The 15,237-nt window shown below is 72.6% G+C and carries 13 protein-coding genes; 4 read left to right on the forward strand and 9 right to left on the reverse strand.

Annotation, left to right across the window (positions count from 1 at the left end; genetic code table 11):
• The first annotated feature begins 43 nt into the window (after nt 1-43).
• The 4 genes from ACZ6J5_RS00820 to ACZ6J5_RS00835 are packed head-to-tail and all read left to right on the forward strand — an operon-like array spanning nt 44 to nt 3,543.
• The gene (locus tag ACZ6J5_RS00820; RefSeq protein ID WP_469386291.1) at nt 44-1,810 is read left to right on the forward strand and encodes an RNase A-like domain-containing protein; all 1,767 of its coding nucleotides are present in this window, start codon (nt 44-46) and stop codon (nt 1,808-1,810) included.
• Between the two features lie 17 nt (nt 1,811-1,827).
• Nucleotides 1,828-2,574: a hypothetical protein gene (locus ACZ6J5_RS00825; RefSeq protein WP_469386292.1), complete on the forward strand. Its 747-nt coding sequence runs from the start codon at nt 1,828-1,830 to the stop codon at nt 2,572-2,574.
• Nucleotides 2,568-2,867: an RNase A-like domain-containing protein gene (locus ACZ6J5_RS00830; protein ID WP_469386294.1), complete on the forward strand. Its 300-nt coding sequence runs from the start codon at nt 2,568-2,570 to the stop codon at nt 2,865-2,867. The genes ACZ6J5_RS00825 and ACZ6J5_RS00830 overlap by 7 nt, the downstream gene beginning before the upstream one ends.
• A 16-nt stretch (nt 2,868-2,883) precedes the next feature.
• Nucleotides 2,884-3,543: a contact-dependent growth inhibition system immunity protein gene (locus ACZ6J5_RS00835; protein WP_469386296.1), complete on the forward strand. Its 660-nt coding sequence runs from the start codon at nt 2,884-2,886 to the stop codon at nt 3,541-3,543.
• A 97-nt stretch (nt 3,544-3,640) separates the two neighbouring features.
• Here ACZ6J5_RS00835 and tpx read toward each other — a convergent pair whose 3' ends face one another.
• From tpx to ACZ6J5_RS00880, 9 genes are all read right to left on the reverse strand, one after another.
• The gene (tpx, locus tag ACZ6J5_RS00840) at nt 3,641-4,138 is read right to left on the reverse strand and encodes a thiol peroxidase (protein WP_469386298.1); all 498 of its coding nucleotides are present in this window, start codon (nt 4,136-4,138) and stop codon (nt 3,641-3,643) included.
• Nucleotides 4,139-4,207: 69 nt separating this feature from the next.
• Nucleotides 4,208-4,888: a TetR/AcrR family transcriptional regulator gene (locus ACZ6J5_RS00845; RefSeq protein WP_469386300.1), complete on the reverse strand. Its 681-nt coding sequence runs from the start codon at nt 4,886-4,888 to the stop codon at nt 4,208-4,210.
• A 94-nt stretch (nt 4,889-4,982) separates the two neighbouring features.
• Nucleotides 4,983-6,140 (reverse strand): MFS transporter, encoded by a 1,158-nt coding sequence (locus ACZ6J5_RS00850; protein ID WP_469386302.1) that lies wholly within the window; start codon nt 6,138-6,140, stop codon nt 4,983-4,985.
• Entirely contained in the window at nt 6,137-7,003 is an 867-nt protein-coding gene (locus tag ACZ6J5_RS00855; protein WP_469386304.1) for a pirin family protein, read from the reverse strand. Before ACZ6J5_RS00855 ends, ACZ6J5_RS00850 begins: the two co-directional genes overlap by 4 nt.
• A 241-nt stretch (nt 7,004-7,244) precedes the next feature.
• On the reverse strand, nt 7,245-11,219 hold the full coding sequence (locus ACZ6J5_RS00860; protein WP_469386306.1) for a hypothetical protein: 3,975 nt from the start codon (nt 11,217-11,219) through the stop codon (nt 7,245-7,247).
• Between the two features lie 135 nt (nt 11,220-11,354).
• A complete protein-coding gene (locus ACZ6J5_RS00865; protein WP_469386308.1) occupies nt 11,355-11,927 on the reverse strand; it encodes a dihydrofolate reductase family protein in 573 nt (190 codons plus the stop codon).
• Nucleotides 11,928-12,196: 269 nt separating this feature from the next.
• A complete protein-coding gene (locus ACZ6J5_RS00870) occupies nt 12,197-13,738 on the reverse strand; it encodes a glycoside hydrolase family 6 protein (RefSeq protein ID WP_469386310.1) in 1,542 nt (513 codons plus the stop codon).
• Nucleotides 13,739-14,106: 368 nt separating this feature from the next.
• Entirely contained in the window at nt 14,107-14,382 is a 276-nt protein-coding gene (locus ACZ6J5_RS00875; protein WP_469386312.1) for a DUF397 domain-containing protein, read from the reverse strand.
• Entirely contained in the window at nt 14,363-15,214 is an 852-nt protein-coding gene (locus ACZ6J5_RS00880) for a helix-turn-helix domain-containing protein (RefSeq protein ID WP_469386314.1), read from the reverse strand. Before ACZ6J5_RS00880 ends, ACZ6J5_RS00875 begins: the two co-directional genes overlap by 20 nt.
• Nucleotides 15,215-15,237 lie beyond the last annotated feature (23 nt).

The raw sequence follows: 15,237 nt of genomic DNA on the forward strand, positions 1-15,237 counted from the left end.
TGGGGGCAGCGGGAACGGGAGCAGCGGGAACACGCAGCCGAACGTGCCGCAGGTGCCGTCCCCCGCCCCCGGCAAGCTCACCGACCCCCAGGGCAACGACATCTCCCAGGGGCAGCCGCAGCCGAAACCCGACCCGGACAAGGAGGTCCAGGGCCTCAAGCCGTCCACCGGCCCGGATTTCCCGAGCGGCTTCGACGTCGACTCGGGGCACGTCTGGTACACCTCGTACCTCATCCGGAACCACCAGACGGCCTTCGACAAGGCCCCCCGGCAGCTCCTGAACACGCTGGACGGCCACAAGCACGTGGGCGGGGTCGGCTCGGGCCCGGAGGAGTTCGAGAAGGCCTACGACGAAGTCGCCGCCCTCTACCTGCAAGTGTGGGCCGCCTCCGTCGTGGCCATCGGCGGCGTCTCCACCGGCCTGACGATCACCGCGAACAACTACGTCCGGGCCGAGTACGCCTCCCACCCGTCGTGGGGCGCCCCGACCACCCTGAAGCAGATACCGGACGTCATCCGGAGCATCCCGGACTACGGGAAGGCGCCGTTCCTCGGCTGGCGGACCGGAGGCGGCGGCAACTTCGCCGAGCGGATCATCGACGATGTCCTCGGGGCCCTGGGCAGCGCCATCCAGTGGCTGATCAAGGAGGCCATGGACAAGGCCCTCAACCACGGCAAGGTCGGCCAGATCACCCCGGGCGGCGACGACATCGAACTGCCGCTGGTGGCGGCGGCCTGGCGGCAGCTGGCGACCGACGCCGAGAGGACCGGCCGCGACCTGGACGCCGCCATCAACTATTTGAAGAACCCGGACAGCGCTGCCACCGAATGGCAGGACGCGATGGGCCAGTTCACCTCCGACCTGTGGGGGACCGCGACCTGGGGCAAGGGCGGCGGCCCCGTCGCGCAGGGCTACAAATGGAAACGCAGCATGAACGAGCAGCCCGTGCTCCAGGTGCTGATCAAGACCGCGCAGGCCATCGCCGACGCCCTCGACTCCTTCGCCACGGCGGTGCGCGACGTCCGCAAGGTGATCGAGCACGAGTACCTGGAGGCGGCCAAGGAACTGGTGGAGTCGGACACCGTCAAGAACTTCATGAAAGACCTGGTCTCCCTGTTCACCGGCCCGGTGGGGCTCGCCAAGAACTTCCTGGACAACCTGAACGAGGGCGCCCTCAACGCGGGCGTGGACCGGTACAACGCCAGGACCTCCGAGCTCGCCCAGGACCTGCGGAGCCGCCTGGCAGCCCTGCGCGAGGCCCGGCGCAGCGTCCCCAGCTTCCAGGCGGAGGAGGCCAAAGCCCAGTCCGTGGGCTCCCGCTCCATCGCCGGGTACGGGACGGACCACAAATGGACGGTGGAGGGCGACCAGGCGACGAACCACACGTACCCGATCGACCTGGCCAACCAGGAGGACATGACGGTCGGCAACCAGACGGCCCACACCATCGACCGGCATGTGGGGCTGACCCCCGAAGAGCTCCAGCGGCGCATGAGGGACGACAACAAAGCGCCACGAGCCTCCACGTTCGCCGATCTCGCCACGGCCCAGCGGCTGGTCCAGGAGGCGATCGACAGGGAGTCCCCGAAGATCACCCAGGACGTGCAGACCTATCTGGCCAACCCGAGTCCGAACCAGAAGACGCTCGACTACCTGGTCTACATGGGTCCCGCACCCACCGGGGTATCCGTGGACAGCCCCACCGGCACACCGGCCTCCGTACACAATGTCCTGGTCCGTATCCAGCCCACCGGTGACGGACGCCAGCCCCCGTTCATCGTCGTCACCGCCTTCCCGGAAAGGCCCTAGCCCGTCAGGAACCGCCCGTGCACCGGATCTACTTCCGCTACGCAGCCGCGCGTACCCTCCTCAGTCCCTTCTTTCCCCCCGGCTCCGGCATCCCCTCCGACCGGGCCGCGCTTGAGGCCGCGCTCCAGGCTCCCTTGCGCTTCCTGTACGACCGCTCCGAGCGCGGCGGCGTGACGGTGTACGAGGCGGCGGAGGAGGTCCGGGCACTGGCCGAGGCCGTCGCCGAGGGTGCGGACGGGGCCTCCAGGATGCCCCGGGACCTCTGGGAGCTCGTCACGGCATCAGGACCCGGAGGGGAACCCACCGCACTCAGGGGCATCGCCGCCTACGTGGACACGTGGCAGGTCGCCGTCGACAGCAAATTCCTCGCCTCCGTGCCGACCGCCTGGGAGCTGGAGCGCCGTTTTCCCCAGCTCGTGAATCTGCTCCGCCCGTACTTCGGTCAGGACGGCTTGGCCCTGGAGGACGAGGACATGTCCGACGAGGACGGCATCGGCCTCTACGTCGCGGACTGGCACCACATCGGCAGCTGCCTGTGGCGCCTGCCCCCCGTCGTCGCCGAATGCGCCGAAGCCCTCGCCCTCTTCCAGGACGACGACACCCTCCGCCGCTTCTTCGCCGGGGAACTCGGCCTCGGCTCCGGCGCCCACACCTCCTGGTCCGCCTGGCTGGCGCTGATCTCCGACGTCCTCACCACCCATCTGCGCCAGGAGCACGGGCCGTGCGCCTGGACCGCCGGCCGAGAGGAGCACTCCCCGTGCTGACACGTTCCGCCTCCTACCCGGACCGGGAGACCGCGCAGTGGGCCACCCAGGCCGTCGTCACGCAGAACGAGCAGGCCGTGCACCGGTGGCTGACCCGGCCGGACCGGGCCCGGCTCACCATCGAGGCGTACTGGCCGTCCCGCCCCGAGCCGGTCGGACAGGTGCTGCTCCAGGGGGAGATGCTGGCCGGTCACGGGCCGGTGGACGTGCGGGCCGCCCGGGTGATCCTGAAGCGGGACCCGGACCATCCGCTCGGGTTCACCGTGCACGCCACCTTCCCGATCCACCCGTGACAGGAGACCGCCCCCCATGCCGCTGACCCCGCTCCAGCACGACCCCCGGTACGGGGAGATGGACCAGGTCCTCCGCGCGTACGCCGGTCTGCCCGCCGACGACACCGAGGAGAAGCCGGGCGCCGCGCTGACCGCGTACCTCCGCCACACCTGGCACAGCAGGCCGTGGGCGGTCGGGATCGCCGAGAGCCAGCTCCGCGAGTACGCCCGCAACCCTCCGGGCCCGCTGCTGCTGCGGCTGGGCGAGGTGTACCCGCTGCCCGACCCGGGGCTCGAAGGGGCCGCGGTCCAGGCGTGGCTGCTCACCGTCGCCGGGCACCTGCGGCGCTGTCTGGCGGAGGGCGACATGCCGCCGCCCGGGCCGCCGCTGACCCGCTGGGAGTGGCAGGCCCGGTTCCCGGAGCTCGGGCAGCTGCTGGGCGGCTGGTTCTCGCAGGACCACGGCCTGGAGTTCGCGGACCACGAGGAGGCCCTCCGCGACTACCTGGAGAACACGGCCCCGGCGCTGGCCGCCCGGCTGTGCGGCGAGGCGTACGAGCTGCTGGCGCTGCGGCTGGACGAGGCCGACTACGCGTACGGGCTGTCCCTGCTGGGGCTGGAGATCGACCCGCCCGCCCCGTACACCCATCGCGCCTGGCTGGGGATCATCGCGGAGGAGGCCGGGCGCGGCGTCTGACCGCGCTCCGCCGCCGGTCCACCCTGCGGGGCGGTCCGCACACGCGAGGGGGCCGCCACGACGGGTGTCGTGACGGCCCCCTCGGGACCCGTACGGATCAGAGCACCGCGAGCGCGGCCTCGTAGTTCGGCTCGTCCGCGATCTCGCCGACCAGCTCGGTGTGCAGGACCTTGTCGTTCTCGTCGAGGACGACGACGGCGCGCGCGGTCAGGCCGGCCAGCGGGCCGTCGGCGATGTCCACGCCGTAGTTGGTGTGGAACTCACGGCCGCGCAGGGTGGAGAGGCTCTTCACGTTCTCCAGGCCCTCGGCGCCGCAGAAGCGGGACTGCGCGAACGGCAGGTCGGCCGAGATGCAGAGCACGACGGTGTTGTCGAGCTCCGCCGCCTTGCTGTTGAACGCGCGCACCGAGCTGGCGCAGGTCGGGGTGTCCACGCTCGGGAAGATGTTGAGGACCTTGCGCTTGCCGGCGAAGTCCTTCAGCGAGAGGTCCGCGAGGCCCTCGCCGACCAGGCTGAACTGCGGGGCCTCGGAGCCCGCGGCGGGCAGGCTGCCGTTGACCTGTACGGGGTTGCCCTTGAGCGTGACCTGCGCCATGCCATTTCTCCTTCATCCCTGACGTAAAGCTGACGACGGTCCCGATCGTACTGCCCGGGGAACGTCCCCTCAGGCGCGCCCGTACCGGGCCAGGAAGAGGTCGACGCCCGAGGCGATCTGCCGGTCCAGCGCGTCCTCGTCGATCTCCGTCCCGGGCGCGAAGGTGTGCACGAGCTGGGGCACGCCGACCGTGACCGCGACGAACTGCCGCACGGCCAGCTCCGGGTCGGGCACGTCGAGGGCGCCGCGCGCGCCGAGCGCGGTCACCGCCTCGACCAGGGGGCCGTTGTACATGTCGTACGTGAGCCGGTACCAGAGCTGCCCGAGCTGCGGGAAGCGGTCGATCTCGCCGATCACCAGCCGCCGCAGCGCCATGAGGTCGGGCCGCAGCAGCGCGCGGGCCCAGTCACCGGCCAGCCGGACGAGCGCGGCGCGCGGCTCGGGCACCTCGGCCAGCCCGGCGGCGACGACGGGCTCGACCCCGGCGTACGTGCGGACCAGCACCCCGCCGATGACGGCGAGGAACAGGCGCTCCTTGCTGCCGAAGTGCTTGTAGACGGTCGCCTTGGAGACGCCGGACCGCTGGGTGATCGCGTCCATGGACGCCGCCGCGTACCCCTCGGCCAGGAACTCCGCGAGGGCGGCGTCGATGATCGCCTGGCGCTTGCGGGCGGTCGCGGAGGCGGGGTCGGGCAGGACGGGGATGCCGTACGCGTCGAGCACGTCGTCCGGGAGGGTCTGGGCGCCCATGCGGGTCCTTCGGGGAGGGAGCGGCGGTTTCGTGACCAGTATAGGAAGGGGGTGAACTGAACGGTTCGGTTCGGACCTCCGGGAGGTGGCGCGATCAGCCGAGGGCCGTCGCCGCCAGGGCCGGGCCGAGGGCCACACCCGACAGGAAGGCCAGGTTGAAGAGCCCGACCGCGGCGCCGTGCCGGTCCTCGGCGAGGCCCCGCAGCGCGGCGGGGAGCAGGGCGCCCTGGCCGCCCGCCGTCGCGAGCGCGCTCAGCCCCGAGCCGAGCAGGACGGCGGCGGGCCACGGGGTGAGGGCGGCGAGGGGGAGCGCGGCGGCGGAGGCGGCGGCGAGCAGCGCCCGGGTGCGGCGCGCCCCGAGCCGGGGCGCGAGCCGGACCAGCCGCCAGGAGAGCAGCGCCCCGGCGAGCGCGGCGAGCCCGGCGACCGCCCCGGTGTGCACCGGGGTCCAGCCGGTGAGCGCGGCGACGCGGCGCGGGGCGCCGTACAGCAGGGCGAAGTTGACGGTGGAGAGCGCGAGCATGAGCCCGGCGGCGGCCGGGAGGGCCGGGGCGCGGAGGAGGGCGAGGGGGCGGGCGGGGGCCGTGCGGGGAGCGGCCGGAGCGGTGTGGCCGGTGCGGCGCAGGACGGCGGGCAGGGCGAGGAGGCTCAGCAGCGGCAGCACGAGCGCGGCCCGCCAGCCCGCGGCGTGGCCGGCGGCGGCGCCCGCGAAGAGCCCGAGGGTGCCGCCGGCGGCGCTGCCGATCGCGACGATCCCGGCGGCCCGGCCGGAGCGGTCGAGGGCGGCGAGCCGGAAGGCGGTGACGGTGACTCCGGCGGCCCCGACCGCTTCGACGGCCCGCCCGGCGAGGGAGAGCGGTAGCCCGGCGGGTCCGGCGCCCCCGGCGAGCAGGACGAGCGCCGCGCCGAGGGCGAGGAGGACGGCCCCGGCCCTGGCGGTCCCGCCGGGCCCGCGCCGTCCGGCGGTGGCGGTGAGCAGGGGCGTGCCGAGGGCCATGCCGATCCCGGTCACGGTCATGAGCCAGGCCGCCGCCCCGGCGGAGACGCCGAGCGCGCGGGCGGCTTCGGGCAGGACGAGGCTCGGCCCGGAGATCCCCATGGAGGCGGGGGCGACGAAGAGCGCGGGGACGAGGGCGTGGCGGAGGGGGAGACGAAGGGGCGTACGCGCGGTCGTGGGGGCAGGGGCGGGCGCGGGGGTTGACACGTCGGCCCGCCGCCCCGCCCCGGCGAGGACGGTCCCGGTGCGCCTCATGCCGGCATCCGCCCCATCAGCCCCTGGGCGAAGTCCTTCTCGGCCCGGCGGAGTTCGGCGGCGGTGTTCATCACGAACGGGCCGCTGCGGGCGACCGGTTCGCCGATCGGCTCGCCCGCGAGGACCAGCACCTCGGCCGCCGTGCCGGGGGCCCGGACGGTGAAGTGCTCGCCGTCGCGGGCGAGCAGCGCGAGGTGCCCGTCGGGAAGGTCCTCGCCGCCGACGGAGGCGGCGCCGGTCAGCACGTACACCATCGCGTTGTGCCCGGCGGGCGCGCTGAACTCGGCGCGCCCGCCCGCCGCGAGGCGCGCGTGGACGACGAGGGCGGGGGTGTGCGTGGCGAACGGGCCGGTGGCTCCGTGGGTGGTGCCCGCGAGGACGGTGAGCGAGGAGCCGTCGGGGAGGGGGACGGCGGGGAGCTCGGCGGCTTCGGCGTTCTGGCTGCGGGGCGGCAGGGACTTGAGCTGGGCGGGGAGGTTCAGCCAGATCTGGAGCATGTGCTGGCGCCCGCCGGAGGCGAGGAACTCCTCGGTGGGCAGGGCCTCGTGGACGATCCCGGACCCGGCGGTCAGCCACTGCACCCCGCCGCTCCGGACGACGGCGCGGTGGCCTCGGGAGTCGGCGTTGGCGATGTCGCCGTCGAGGACGTACTGGATCGTCTCGAAGCCGCGGTGCGGGTGCGGGGGCGCGCCCTTGGCCTCGCCGGGGCCGAGCTCGACGGGTCCGACCTGGTCGACCATCAGGAAGGGGTCGACGAAGGGGAGTTCGGCGGTGGGGAAGGGGCGGCGGACGGGGAAGCCGGCGCCCTCGTAGGTGTGGAAGGGGCGGGCGATGCGGGTGACGGTGCGCTCGGTGGAGGTCATGCCAAGAATGAACTACACCATTCAGTTCAGTGTCAAGACTGAACCGTTTGGTTTGACGAGATGAACCGATCGGTTTAGTTTGGCGTTCCATGACGCCACGGATCACCGACCCGCGACGGGCGGGGACACCGCGCTGGCCGACGCCGGGGGTCGCGGAGAAACTGCGGTGAGAGCCCGGGAACGCCGAAGGGCCGGACCGCGGAAGCGGTCCGGCCCTCCCCGGAGACGGCGACGTACACCGTCAGCCGCTGTACCAGCCGTTCAGGTCGGCGATGACCTGCACGCCGCCCGTGTGGTTGGTGAAGGTGATCCGCCCGTCGACGACCGGGACGACCACCAGGTTGGAGATCGTGCGGCCCGCCGGGTAGTTGAGGTTGGACACCGCCGGGCGCGGCCTGCCGTGCGGGGACACGGTCAGGTAGCTGCCGGCCGTCGGGGCCGCGGCCGTCACGTTCAGGACGACCGCGGTGACGCCCTCGCTCGGGACCCCGGCCACGCCGGAGACCCGCATACTCACCACGCCGCCGGGGCCGACGGCCCCGGCCCGCGCGCCGAGACCGCTGCGCGTGTCGAGCAGCCGGACCGGCTCGGCGGCGGTGAACGCCGCGCCCGTGGCGGAGAAGTACCCCGTCACGTCCGCGAGCAGGTCGACCGCGCCCGTGCTGTTGCGCAGCTCCACCGAGCCGTTCACCACCGGCACGACCACCAGGTTGGGGAGGGTCTCCCCGGCCGAGTAGTTGATGTTCGACGCGGTCGGGACGGCCTGCCCGCCGGGGTAGACGGTCACGAAGCCGTTCGCGGTCGGGGCGACGGCGGTGACGTTCACGACGACGGCGGTGACCCCCGTGGCGGGGACGCCCCGGACCCCCGCGACCTTCAGCTTCACGGTGCCGCCCGCGCCGACCCGCGCCTTGGGCGCGCCGGTGCCGTTACGGGTGTCGAGGAAGCGCGTCGGGTCGGTCGACGTGAGCACCGAGCCCGCGCCCTCCGCCGTCGTGTAGTAGCCCGCCACGTCGGCGACGACGTCGACCGTGCCCGCGCTGTTGCGCAGGTCGACGGTGCCGTTGTGGACGGCCACCGTCACCAGGTTGGAGAGGGTGCGGTTCGCCGTGTAGTTGAGGCTCGACGCCGAGGGCGCCGGACGCCCGTCCGGGTAGACGGTGAGGAAGCCGCTGGCGCTCGGCGCGACGGCGGTGACGTTCATGACGACCGCCGAGACACCCGTCTCCGGGACGCCGTTGACCCCGGCGACCTTCAGCTTCACGGTGCCGCCCGCGCCGACCTTCGCCTTGGGCGCGCCGGTGCCGTTCCGCGTGTCGAGGAAACGCTTCGGCGCGACCGGCACGAACCGCCCGGGCGGCGCGGCGGCCGGGGCCTCCGTCACCGTGAAGGCGTTCGGGAGGTAGCCGGGGGAGCGGGTGCCGGAGGTGTAGCCCCCGTCGCCCACGACCAGGTCGTAGCGGCCGGGCGGCAGGTCGCCTGTGCCGAGCAGCACCTTCATGGAGGTCCCGTCCGGCGCGATCGACACCACCTGGTGGCGCCAGGTCTCGCCGGTCGTGGAGTCGTTGCGGAGCCTGAGTTCGGTGCCCAGCGTCAGCCCGGAGCCGTACAGCTCCACCGCGTGCGCGGTACCGGCCGGACCGCTGGTGCGGCTCAGCGCGGACACGTCGGGCTGTGGGGGAGTGCCGCAGCTCCGGCCGCAGACGCCCTGCATCGTGAACTCGTACGGCGTGGGCGCCTGTCCGGCGGTCACGACGAAGGCGTACTGCCCGGTGGGCGCGGAGTCGTTGGTCGAGCAGTTGACGTGGAAGGAGCCGTAGCTGGTGCACTGGTACGAGAAGTCCGTCGTCCTGCCGAAGGCGTTGTCCGCCAGCAGGGCGACGGTCGGATCCGCTCCGTTCGTCGTGCTGTCCACGCCGTACACGTCGAATCGCTGTTTCGGCTTCATGTCGAGCACCGCGCAGTACGCCGTCGCCGACTCGGTCAGGACTGCGCTGCGCGGGGTGAAACCGGTCGCCGACACCTTGTTCGCGGTGCACTCCGGCGCCCAGCCGGAGGCCGTGCCGATGCGCCAGGTGTCCGTGTACGAGGCGATCGGCGTCTCGTCGTACCCGAGGGCGAGCACGTACACGAGGTAGGAGGTGGCGCCGGAGACCCGGCAGGCGCCGGCGGTGCCCCAGGTACGGCACTTCATCGCGCCGTCGCCGTCGATGACGCCCAGGACCGCGCCGGTGCGGTAGGCCGCGCCCGGCGTCCGGACCGACAGCCACAGCTTGTCCGTGGCCGCCGCCGTCACCCGCATGCAGGTGGCGTCGAGGTCGCCGCGGAGGGTGTACGGGGTGGAGGGGCCGCCGGTCTTCAGCGACGCGGGCGCCGCGCAGCGGGCCGTCGCGGAGATGTCGCGGCGGACCAGCTTGTACGTGTCGGTGCCGAAGCGGGTCCGCGTGAGCAGCGCCGTGTAGGGGGCGCCCGCGGTCAGGCGGCAGGTCGTCGTCGAGTCGCCGCTGGTGGTGCAGACCTCGTTGCCCGCCGCGTCGTGGATCCGCAGCGCCGCGCTCACCTGGTTCTCTTCGGTGGTGTAGTCGAGCAGTTCGGCCGTGGAGTGCGCGCCGGCCGCGAGGGACAGGCACGCCGTCTCGCCCGTGGCGAGCGTGGTCTGGGCACCCCAGGTGTTCCCGAAGCCGGACTGGGCCCAGGGGACGCAGCCCGCGCCCTCGGCCGTGCGCTGGACGGCCAGCGCGTACGCGCCGGTGGCGTTCGTGGTCAGCACGGCGCGGAACGGGGCGGTGCCCGTCAGCTTGCAGGTCGTCGGAGCGCCCTCGTCGGCGCACTGGGCCTCGCCCTTGGCGTCGTAGACCCGCACGGTCGGGTGGGCGGCGTCCTCGGCGGTGGCACGGTCGATGAGGTAGAGACCTCGGCCGGAGGCGGTCGGCAGGCTCAGGCACAGCGCCTGCCCGACGCGCGTGAAGGAGCCCGTCGCCGGGCCGGAGGCGAAGCCGTCGTCCTTGACCGGCGTGCAGCCCTGGGCCTGCGCGGTCGCCAGGAACCACAGGCCGTACGCGTCGGTGTCGCCGAGGGTGGCGGCGCTGCGGGCCCAGGTGTAGTCACCGGCGGTCAGCCGGCAGGGGGTGGTGGGCTCCGGCGAGCAGACCGGGGTGCCGTCGGCGCGGTGGAGGCTGCCGTCGAGTGCGGCCGGGTTCTCGTCCTGGCCGTCCACGGTGCCGAAGAGGTACGGGCCGTCGGCCGGGACCCGCAGCACGCGGCAGCGGGCCGTGCCGGTCACGTCGGGCACCGCCCCGTACGCCTGCGGCTCGACGACGGGGCAGCCGCTGGGGTGCGAGAGGCGGGCCGTCGTGAGCGTGAGGTCGGTGGCCGCCGCCGCGCGCTCGGCCGCCAGCAGGCGGTAGGGCGCGGTGCCGGACAGCGCGCAGTCCACGGAGTAGTTCGCGTCGCGCGTCGAGCAGATCTGGGCGCCCTCCGCGTCGTACACGGTCTGCGAGACCCGCCAGTCGCTGTGCGTCAGGCGCAGCACCTCACCGGTGCCCGTCGGCAGCGCGTAGCAGGTGCCCGTCGAACCGGCCGCGAGGCTCACCGCCCGGACTGCGGGCCGGGCGAGCGCGGTGTCGGCGTCCGCCACCGGGGCGCACGAGGCGTCGGACAGGAGTGCCTGGTACGAGACGGAGAACCCGCCGCCCGAGGCCGAGGTCTCCCACACCTTCAACGTGTACGTCCCCGCCTGTGCGGTCGGGCAGCGGTGCGCGCCGACGTAGTCGGGCCGGTCACAGGTGACGGCGGTGCCGTCGGGAGCGGTCAGCGAGAGGTAGGCGCTGTGCTGCCTGGTGCTCACGACCTGCGCGAACACGATGTCCTTCGCGCGCGGCACGTCGAGCGTGTAGGACGTGGCGTTCCCGGTGGGCCAGGCGGCGCAGGTGTGGACGGTGTTCGGCGCGATCGGCCCGGAACACGTGTCCGCGAGCCCGCCCTCGGCGATCTGCCGGGCGGCGAGGGCGCGGTCCTGGGCGGCGGTGGCTTTCGGCGCGGCGGCCTTGGGCCCGGCCTTGGGCGCGGCCTTCGACGGTGCGGGTGCGGGCGTCGGCGCGGCGGCGGACGCGGTGGCGACCGGTCCGAGCACGGACGCGATCACCGCGACGATCAGCGCGATCAGCGTGAGCGCGCGCGGTGGGCCCGCCGGTTTCCCGGCATGGACGGAGTGCAAGAGGTCCCCCCTGGGACGGAACACGGACTACGGAAGAGGCGTGTGTGACATACCGAGTCCATTGAGGTCCCTGAGTCCCATGGGAGCAAGGGGATTTCACGACGGGTGACCGCGCCGCGACGGCCGCGAGGGCGGTCACCGCACCACGTCGAAGACCTGCTTCTGGAGCCCGTTCGCGTACGTCTCGCTCTCGACCAGCGTCAGCTTCTGGACGTCCTTGTCGGCGCCGCTGAACAGCCGCTTGCCCGCGCCGAGCAGCAGCGGGAAGACGAGCAGGTGGTAGCGGTCGACGAGCCCCGCGTCGGACAGCGCCCGGTTCAGGGTGGCGCTGCCGTGCACGATGATCGGCGCGCCCTCGGTCTCCTTCAGCGCGGCGACCTCGTCGAGGGAGCGCAGGATGGTGGTCTCGCCCCAGTTGGAGACCAGGTCGCCCTCGGCGAGGGTGGTGGACACGACGTACTTCGGCAGCGTCTTGTAGCGCGCGAAGTCCTCCATGTCCGGCCACACGGGGCTGAACGCCTCGTAGCTCGTCCGCCCCAGCAGCACCGCCCCGGCCTCCTTCTGCTCGCGCTCCTTGATCTCGAACGCCTCGGGCAGGAACGCGGTGTGCTTGAACGTCCAGCCGGAGTTCCGGTAGCCGGGCTCGCCGCCGGGGGCCTCCACGACGCCGTCGAGGGAGATGAAGGCGGAGCTGATGAGAGTGCGCATGGGGGGAGTCCTTCGAATGTCGAATGTCGAATGTCGGATGTCGGATGTCGAGTGTCGGATGCCCGTGTCGGATGCCGGGTCTCGTTCGCGGTCACCGGTGCGGGCGCGCCAGTCATGAAGTAAGACCGGCACTCCCACGAGAACTCATCGGTCCCCGGCGAAGCCGGTGCCGGGCCCGGCGGGCCGCGTACGGGACTTGGCGCTGGGGCCGTGCCCCGGGCACCGCCCACGGTCCGGGGGCCGTGGGCGGTGGGCGGTGGTGTGGCCGGTCAGCTGCCGTCGATCAGCCGGACCGCGAACTCCGGCGAGAAGGAGCCGGCCTTGTACTGCGGCCCGCTCGCCGGGCAGCGGGCGTCGTCGGCGTGACGGCCGTCCGAGTCGCCCGGGTTCTTGATCCACAAGTAGTAGGCGGCGCCCCCCTCACCGACGCGGGAGGCCGAACCGAGCTTGCGCTGCGGCGGGTTGCAGAAGGCGACCTGGCCGCTGCTCTCGTCGCCGGGGATCGTGTAGGCGCCGTTGCCGTTGCGGGAGGTGTCGACGACCCAGGTCGTGTCGACGCCCAGGCGCTCCTTGACGCGCGCGGCGAGGCGGCGGCCGTAGTCGTTGGAGATGTCCGTGGAGTGGTAGTTGGCGACGTTCACGGACACGCCGTCGGCGAGGTAGATGCCGGAGCGTCCCAGCATGTCGGCCATGTCGCTCAGTCCTATGCCCCGGTCGGCCGGGTCGTCCTGGCGCTGCTTGCCCAGCGTCCAGGTCGCGTTGCCCGCGTCGAGGTACGTCTTGACGTACGGGCCCTGCGCGTCGAGGTGCTGGTTGGCGTACCAGAGCATGTCGAAACGGGCCTCGCGGCGCTCCGGCGTGAGGCAGTTCTCCTCGACATCCGCCTGGGCGACGGCGTCCGGCTCCAGGATGACGATCGCGGGGCGCTTGCCGATGCCGGCGATGAAGCCGTCCATCCACGTCTTGTACGCCGCCGCGTCGGCCGCGCCGCCACCGGAGGCGCCGCCGCAGTCCCGGCCGGGGATGTTGTAGGCGACGAGGGTCGGGAGCTGGCCGGCGGCCGTGGACTTGTCCACGTACGCGTCCACGTCCGCCTCTATGGCGGTGTTCCAGCCGCCGAACCACTTCACCGTGGTCCGGTCGGCTATCTGGGTGCCGATCTTCGAGGCCCGGGCGTCGCCCGGGTTGGCGCCCACCCACGTGCGGGCGTTGGACCCGGGGTCGACGAAGAAGCCTTCACGCGCCGTCGAGGTCGTCAGCGACACGTTGTCGAAGGTGAACGTCCGGGGCGCGGTCTGGGCGCCGACCTGGAGGGTGATCTGGCCCCCCACGCCGGTCGTCGTGTCGATCGTGGAGCGGAAGGTCCACTGGTAGCGCTTGCTCGTGGTGTCCAGGGTGACGGGCTGGTTGAGGGGCGCGATGTAGGAACCGCTGGACTGCTGGACGGTGGCCCGGATGTTCGCCGGGGCGGACGACCGGGCGTCGAACGAGAGGGTGTAGAGCGCGCCCGCGCGCAGCCGTACGCCGTCGCGTCCCAGCATCGCGTCCCACTGGTTGGGCTTGTCGGTGCCCACGGAGGTCTTCATGGTGCCGCCCGAGTAGTCCGGGGCGGAGCCGGTGGAGGACCACCAGGTGTTGGCGGGCGGGGCGGTGGTGAAGGTGCCTTCCGGGGCGAGTTCGCCGTAGAGCAGCGGCTCGGGCCCGGCGGGCGCCGCCTGGACGGTGGCCGCCGGGAGCAGCAGGGCGGCGGCGAGGGCCGGGGCCAGGAGGGGAGTCAGGGCGGTGGTGCGCCGTGCGAGTGCGGTTCTCATGCGTGCGTGAGGTCCTTCGGTCGGGACGCGGCACAGCGGGCGGTGGTGCCGGTGCGGCACGGTGCGCCGCGGTGCCGAGCGGGCGGGGAAGGGGGTGTCACGCCGTCGCCGGGAAGACGGGGACGTACGGGCACGGTCACGATGCCCCGCGAGCGCGGGAACTCCTGGCCGCCGCGCGTCGAGCATCAACGCGGACCCTCGTCCGCATCCCCCGAGTCAACACGTGTCAACAACCCCCCGTCGTATGCCCCGGACAATACTCCGCGCCCTTCCCGGCTCCCCCTCACGGGGAGCGGAGCACGAGATCAGCCCGCCCGAACGCCGTCCCGCGCCGCGAAGTAACGGGGCGTCAACGACCAGGGCGCCGCCTAGCCGCGCGCCTTCACCGCCGCGACGAAGGGCGCCCACGCGGCGGCGGAGACGACGAGCACGGGGCCGTGGGGGCGCTTGGAGTCGCGGACGGGGACGAGGCCGGGGGAGTCGTCGCGTACTTCGAGGCAGTTGCCGCCAGTGGTGTTGCTGTAGCTGCTCTTACGCCAGTGCGCGAAGCCTTCAGCCACTTCGACGCAGTTGCCGCCGTCCCCGTTGCTGTAGCTGCTCTTGCGCCAGACGGCGAGGGTCAGATCAAGGGCGTTGCTGGCCATGTCGGTAGTCCTCAGCCGCTTCTTCGAGCAGGGCGAGGGACGCCTCCGGCGGCAAAGCGGCGGCCCTCAATTGATCGTATGCCCTGCGGTACTGCCTCACGATGGCCGGATCGTCGACCGTCTGCCCGTGGTACGGCCCTTCCGTGTACAGCAGTGGCGGCTCGTCTTCGAACTCCATGAACAGGAGCGTGAGGGCCGTGAAGGGCTGGGTCGCCGCGTTCCACGGAAGGATCTGAAGAACGACACGGCCCCGCCGCGCGAGGGCTGCGATGTGGTCGAGCTGCTCTGCCATGTCCACAGCGGGGATCGTGGGATTGCGTACCAGTGACTCGTGGAGGATCACCCAGTACTCGGGCTTCCTCGGGTCCTCGAAGAGCGTCGCCCGCTTGAGTCGGGCGTCGATCTTGGCCTGCACCTCGTCCGGGGTGTGCAGCGGATGCGTCGAGCGGATGACGGCCTTCGCGTACGTGGCGGTCTGGAGCAGGCCAGGGATGAGGACGTTGCACCACTCCTCGATGACCAGCGCCCGCTTCTCCGCCTCCGCGATCGCAGCGAAGTACGCCGCATGGGCTCCCTGCTTCGCCTTGCGGACGTCCTCGCAGCGGCGCTCGAAGAAGCCATCAGTCCCGAGCGTCCGGTCCACGTGCCGGGCCAGATCCAGCGGCATCCGCCGCTTCCCGTGCTCGATCTCGCTCAGGTACGTCACTCCGAAGAAACTGCCCTCGACCAAGCCCTCCAAGGTCAGGCCGGCCTGCTCCCTCTTGAAGCGGAGCTCCTTCCCGTAGAACTGCGGAACGCTCGCCGAACCGTCGATCTCCTTGCGCGCAGCCACCGTTCAGGACCGCCTTTCGCACC

The organism is Streptomyces sp. NPDC042100 (assembly GCF_055582325.1).

Excerpts from the sequence above, each read along its gene's own strand:
- ACZ6J5_RS00855 (WP_469386304.1), bottom strand. The coding sequence starts at position 7,003 with ATGACCTCCACCGAGCGCACCGTCACCCGCATCGCCCGCCCCTTCCAC.
- ACZ6J5_RS00865 (WP_469386308.1), bottom strand. The coding sequence starts at position 11,927 with ATGCGCACTCTCATCAGCTCCGCCTTCATCTCCCTCGACGGCGTCGTG.
- tpx (WP_469386298.1), bottom strand. The coding sequence starts at position 4,138 with ATGGCGCAGGTCACGCTCAAGGGCAACCCCGTACAGGTCAACGGCAGC.
- ACZ6J5_RS00875 (WP_469386312.1), bottom strand. The coding sequence starts at position 14,382 with ATGGCCAGCAACGCCCTTGATCTGACCCTCGCCGTCTGGCGCAAGAGC.
- ACZ6J5_RS00835 (WP_469386296.1), top strand. The coding sequence starts at position 2,884 with ATGCCGCTGACCCCGCTCCAGCACGACCCCCGGTACGGGGAGATGGAC.
- ACZ6J5_RS00845 (WP_469386300.1), bottom strand. The coding sequence starts at position 4,888 with ATGGGCGCCCAGACCCTCCCGGACGACGTGCTCGACGCGTACGGCATC.
- ACZ6J5_RS00850 (WP_469386302.1), bottom strand. The coding sequence starts at position 6,140 with ATGAGGCGCACCGGGACCGTCCTCGCCGGGGCGGGGCGGCGGGCCGAC.
- ACZ6J5_RS00870 (WP_469386310.1), bottom strand. The coding sequence starts at position 13,738 with ATGAGAACCGCACTCGCACGGCGCACCACCGCCCTGACTCCCCTCCTG.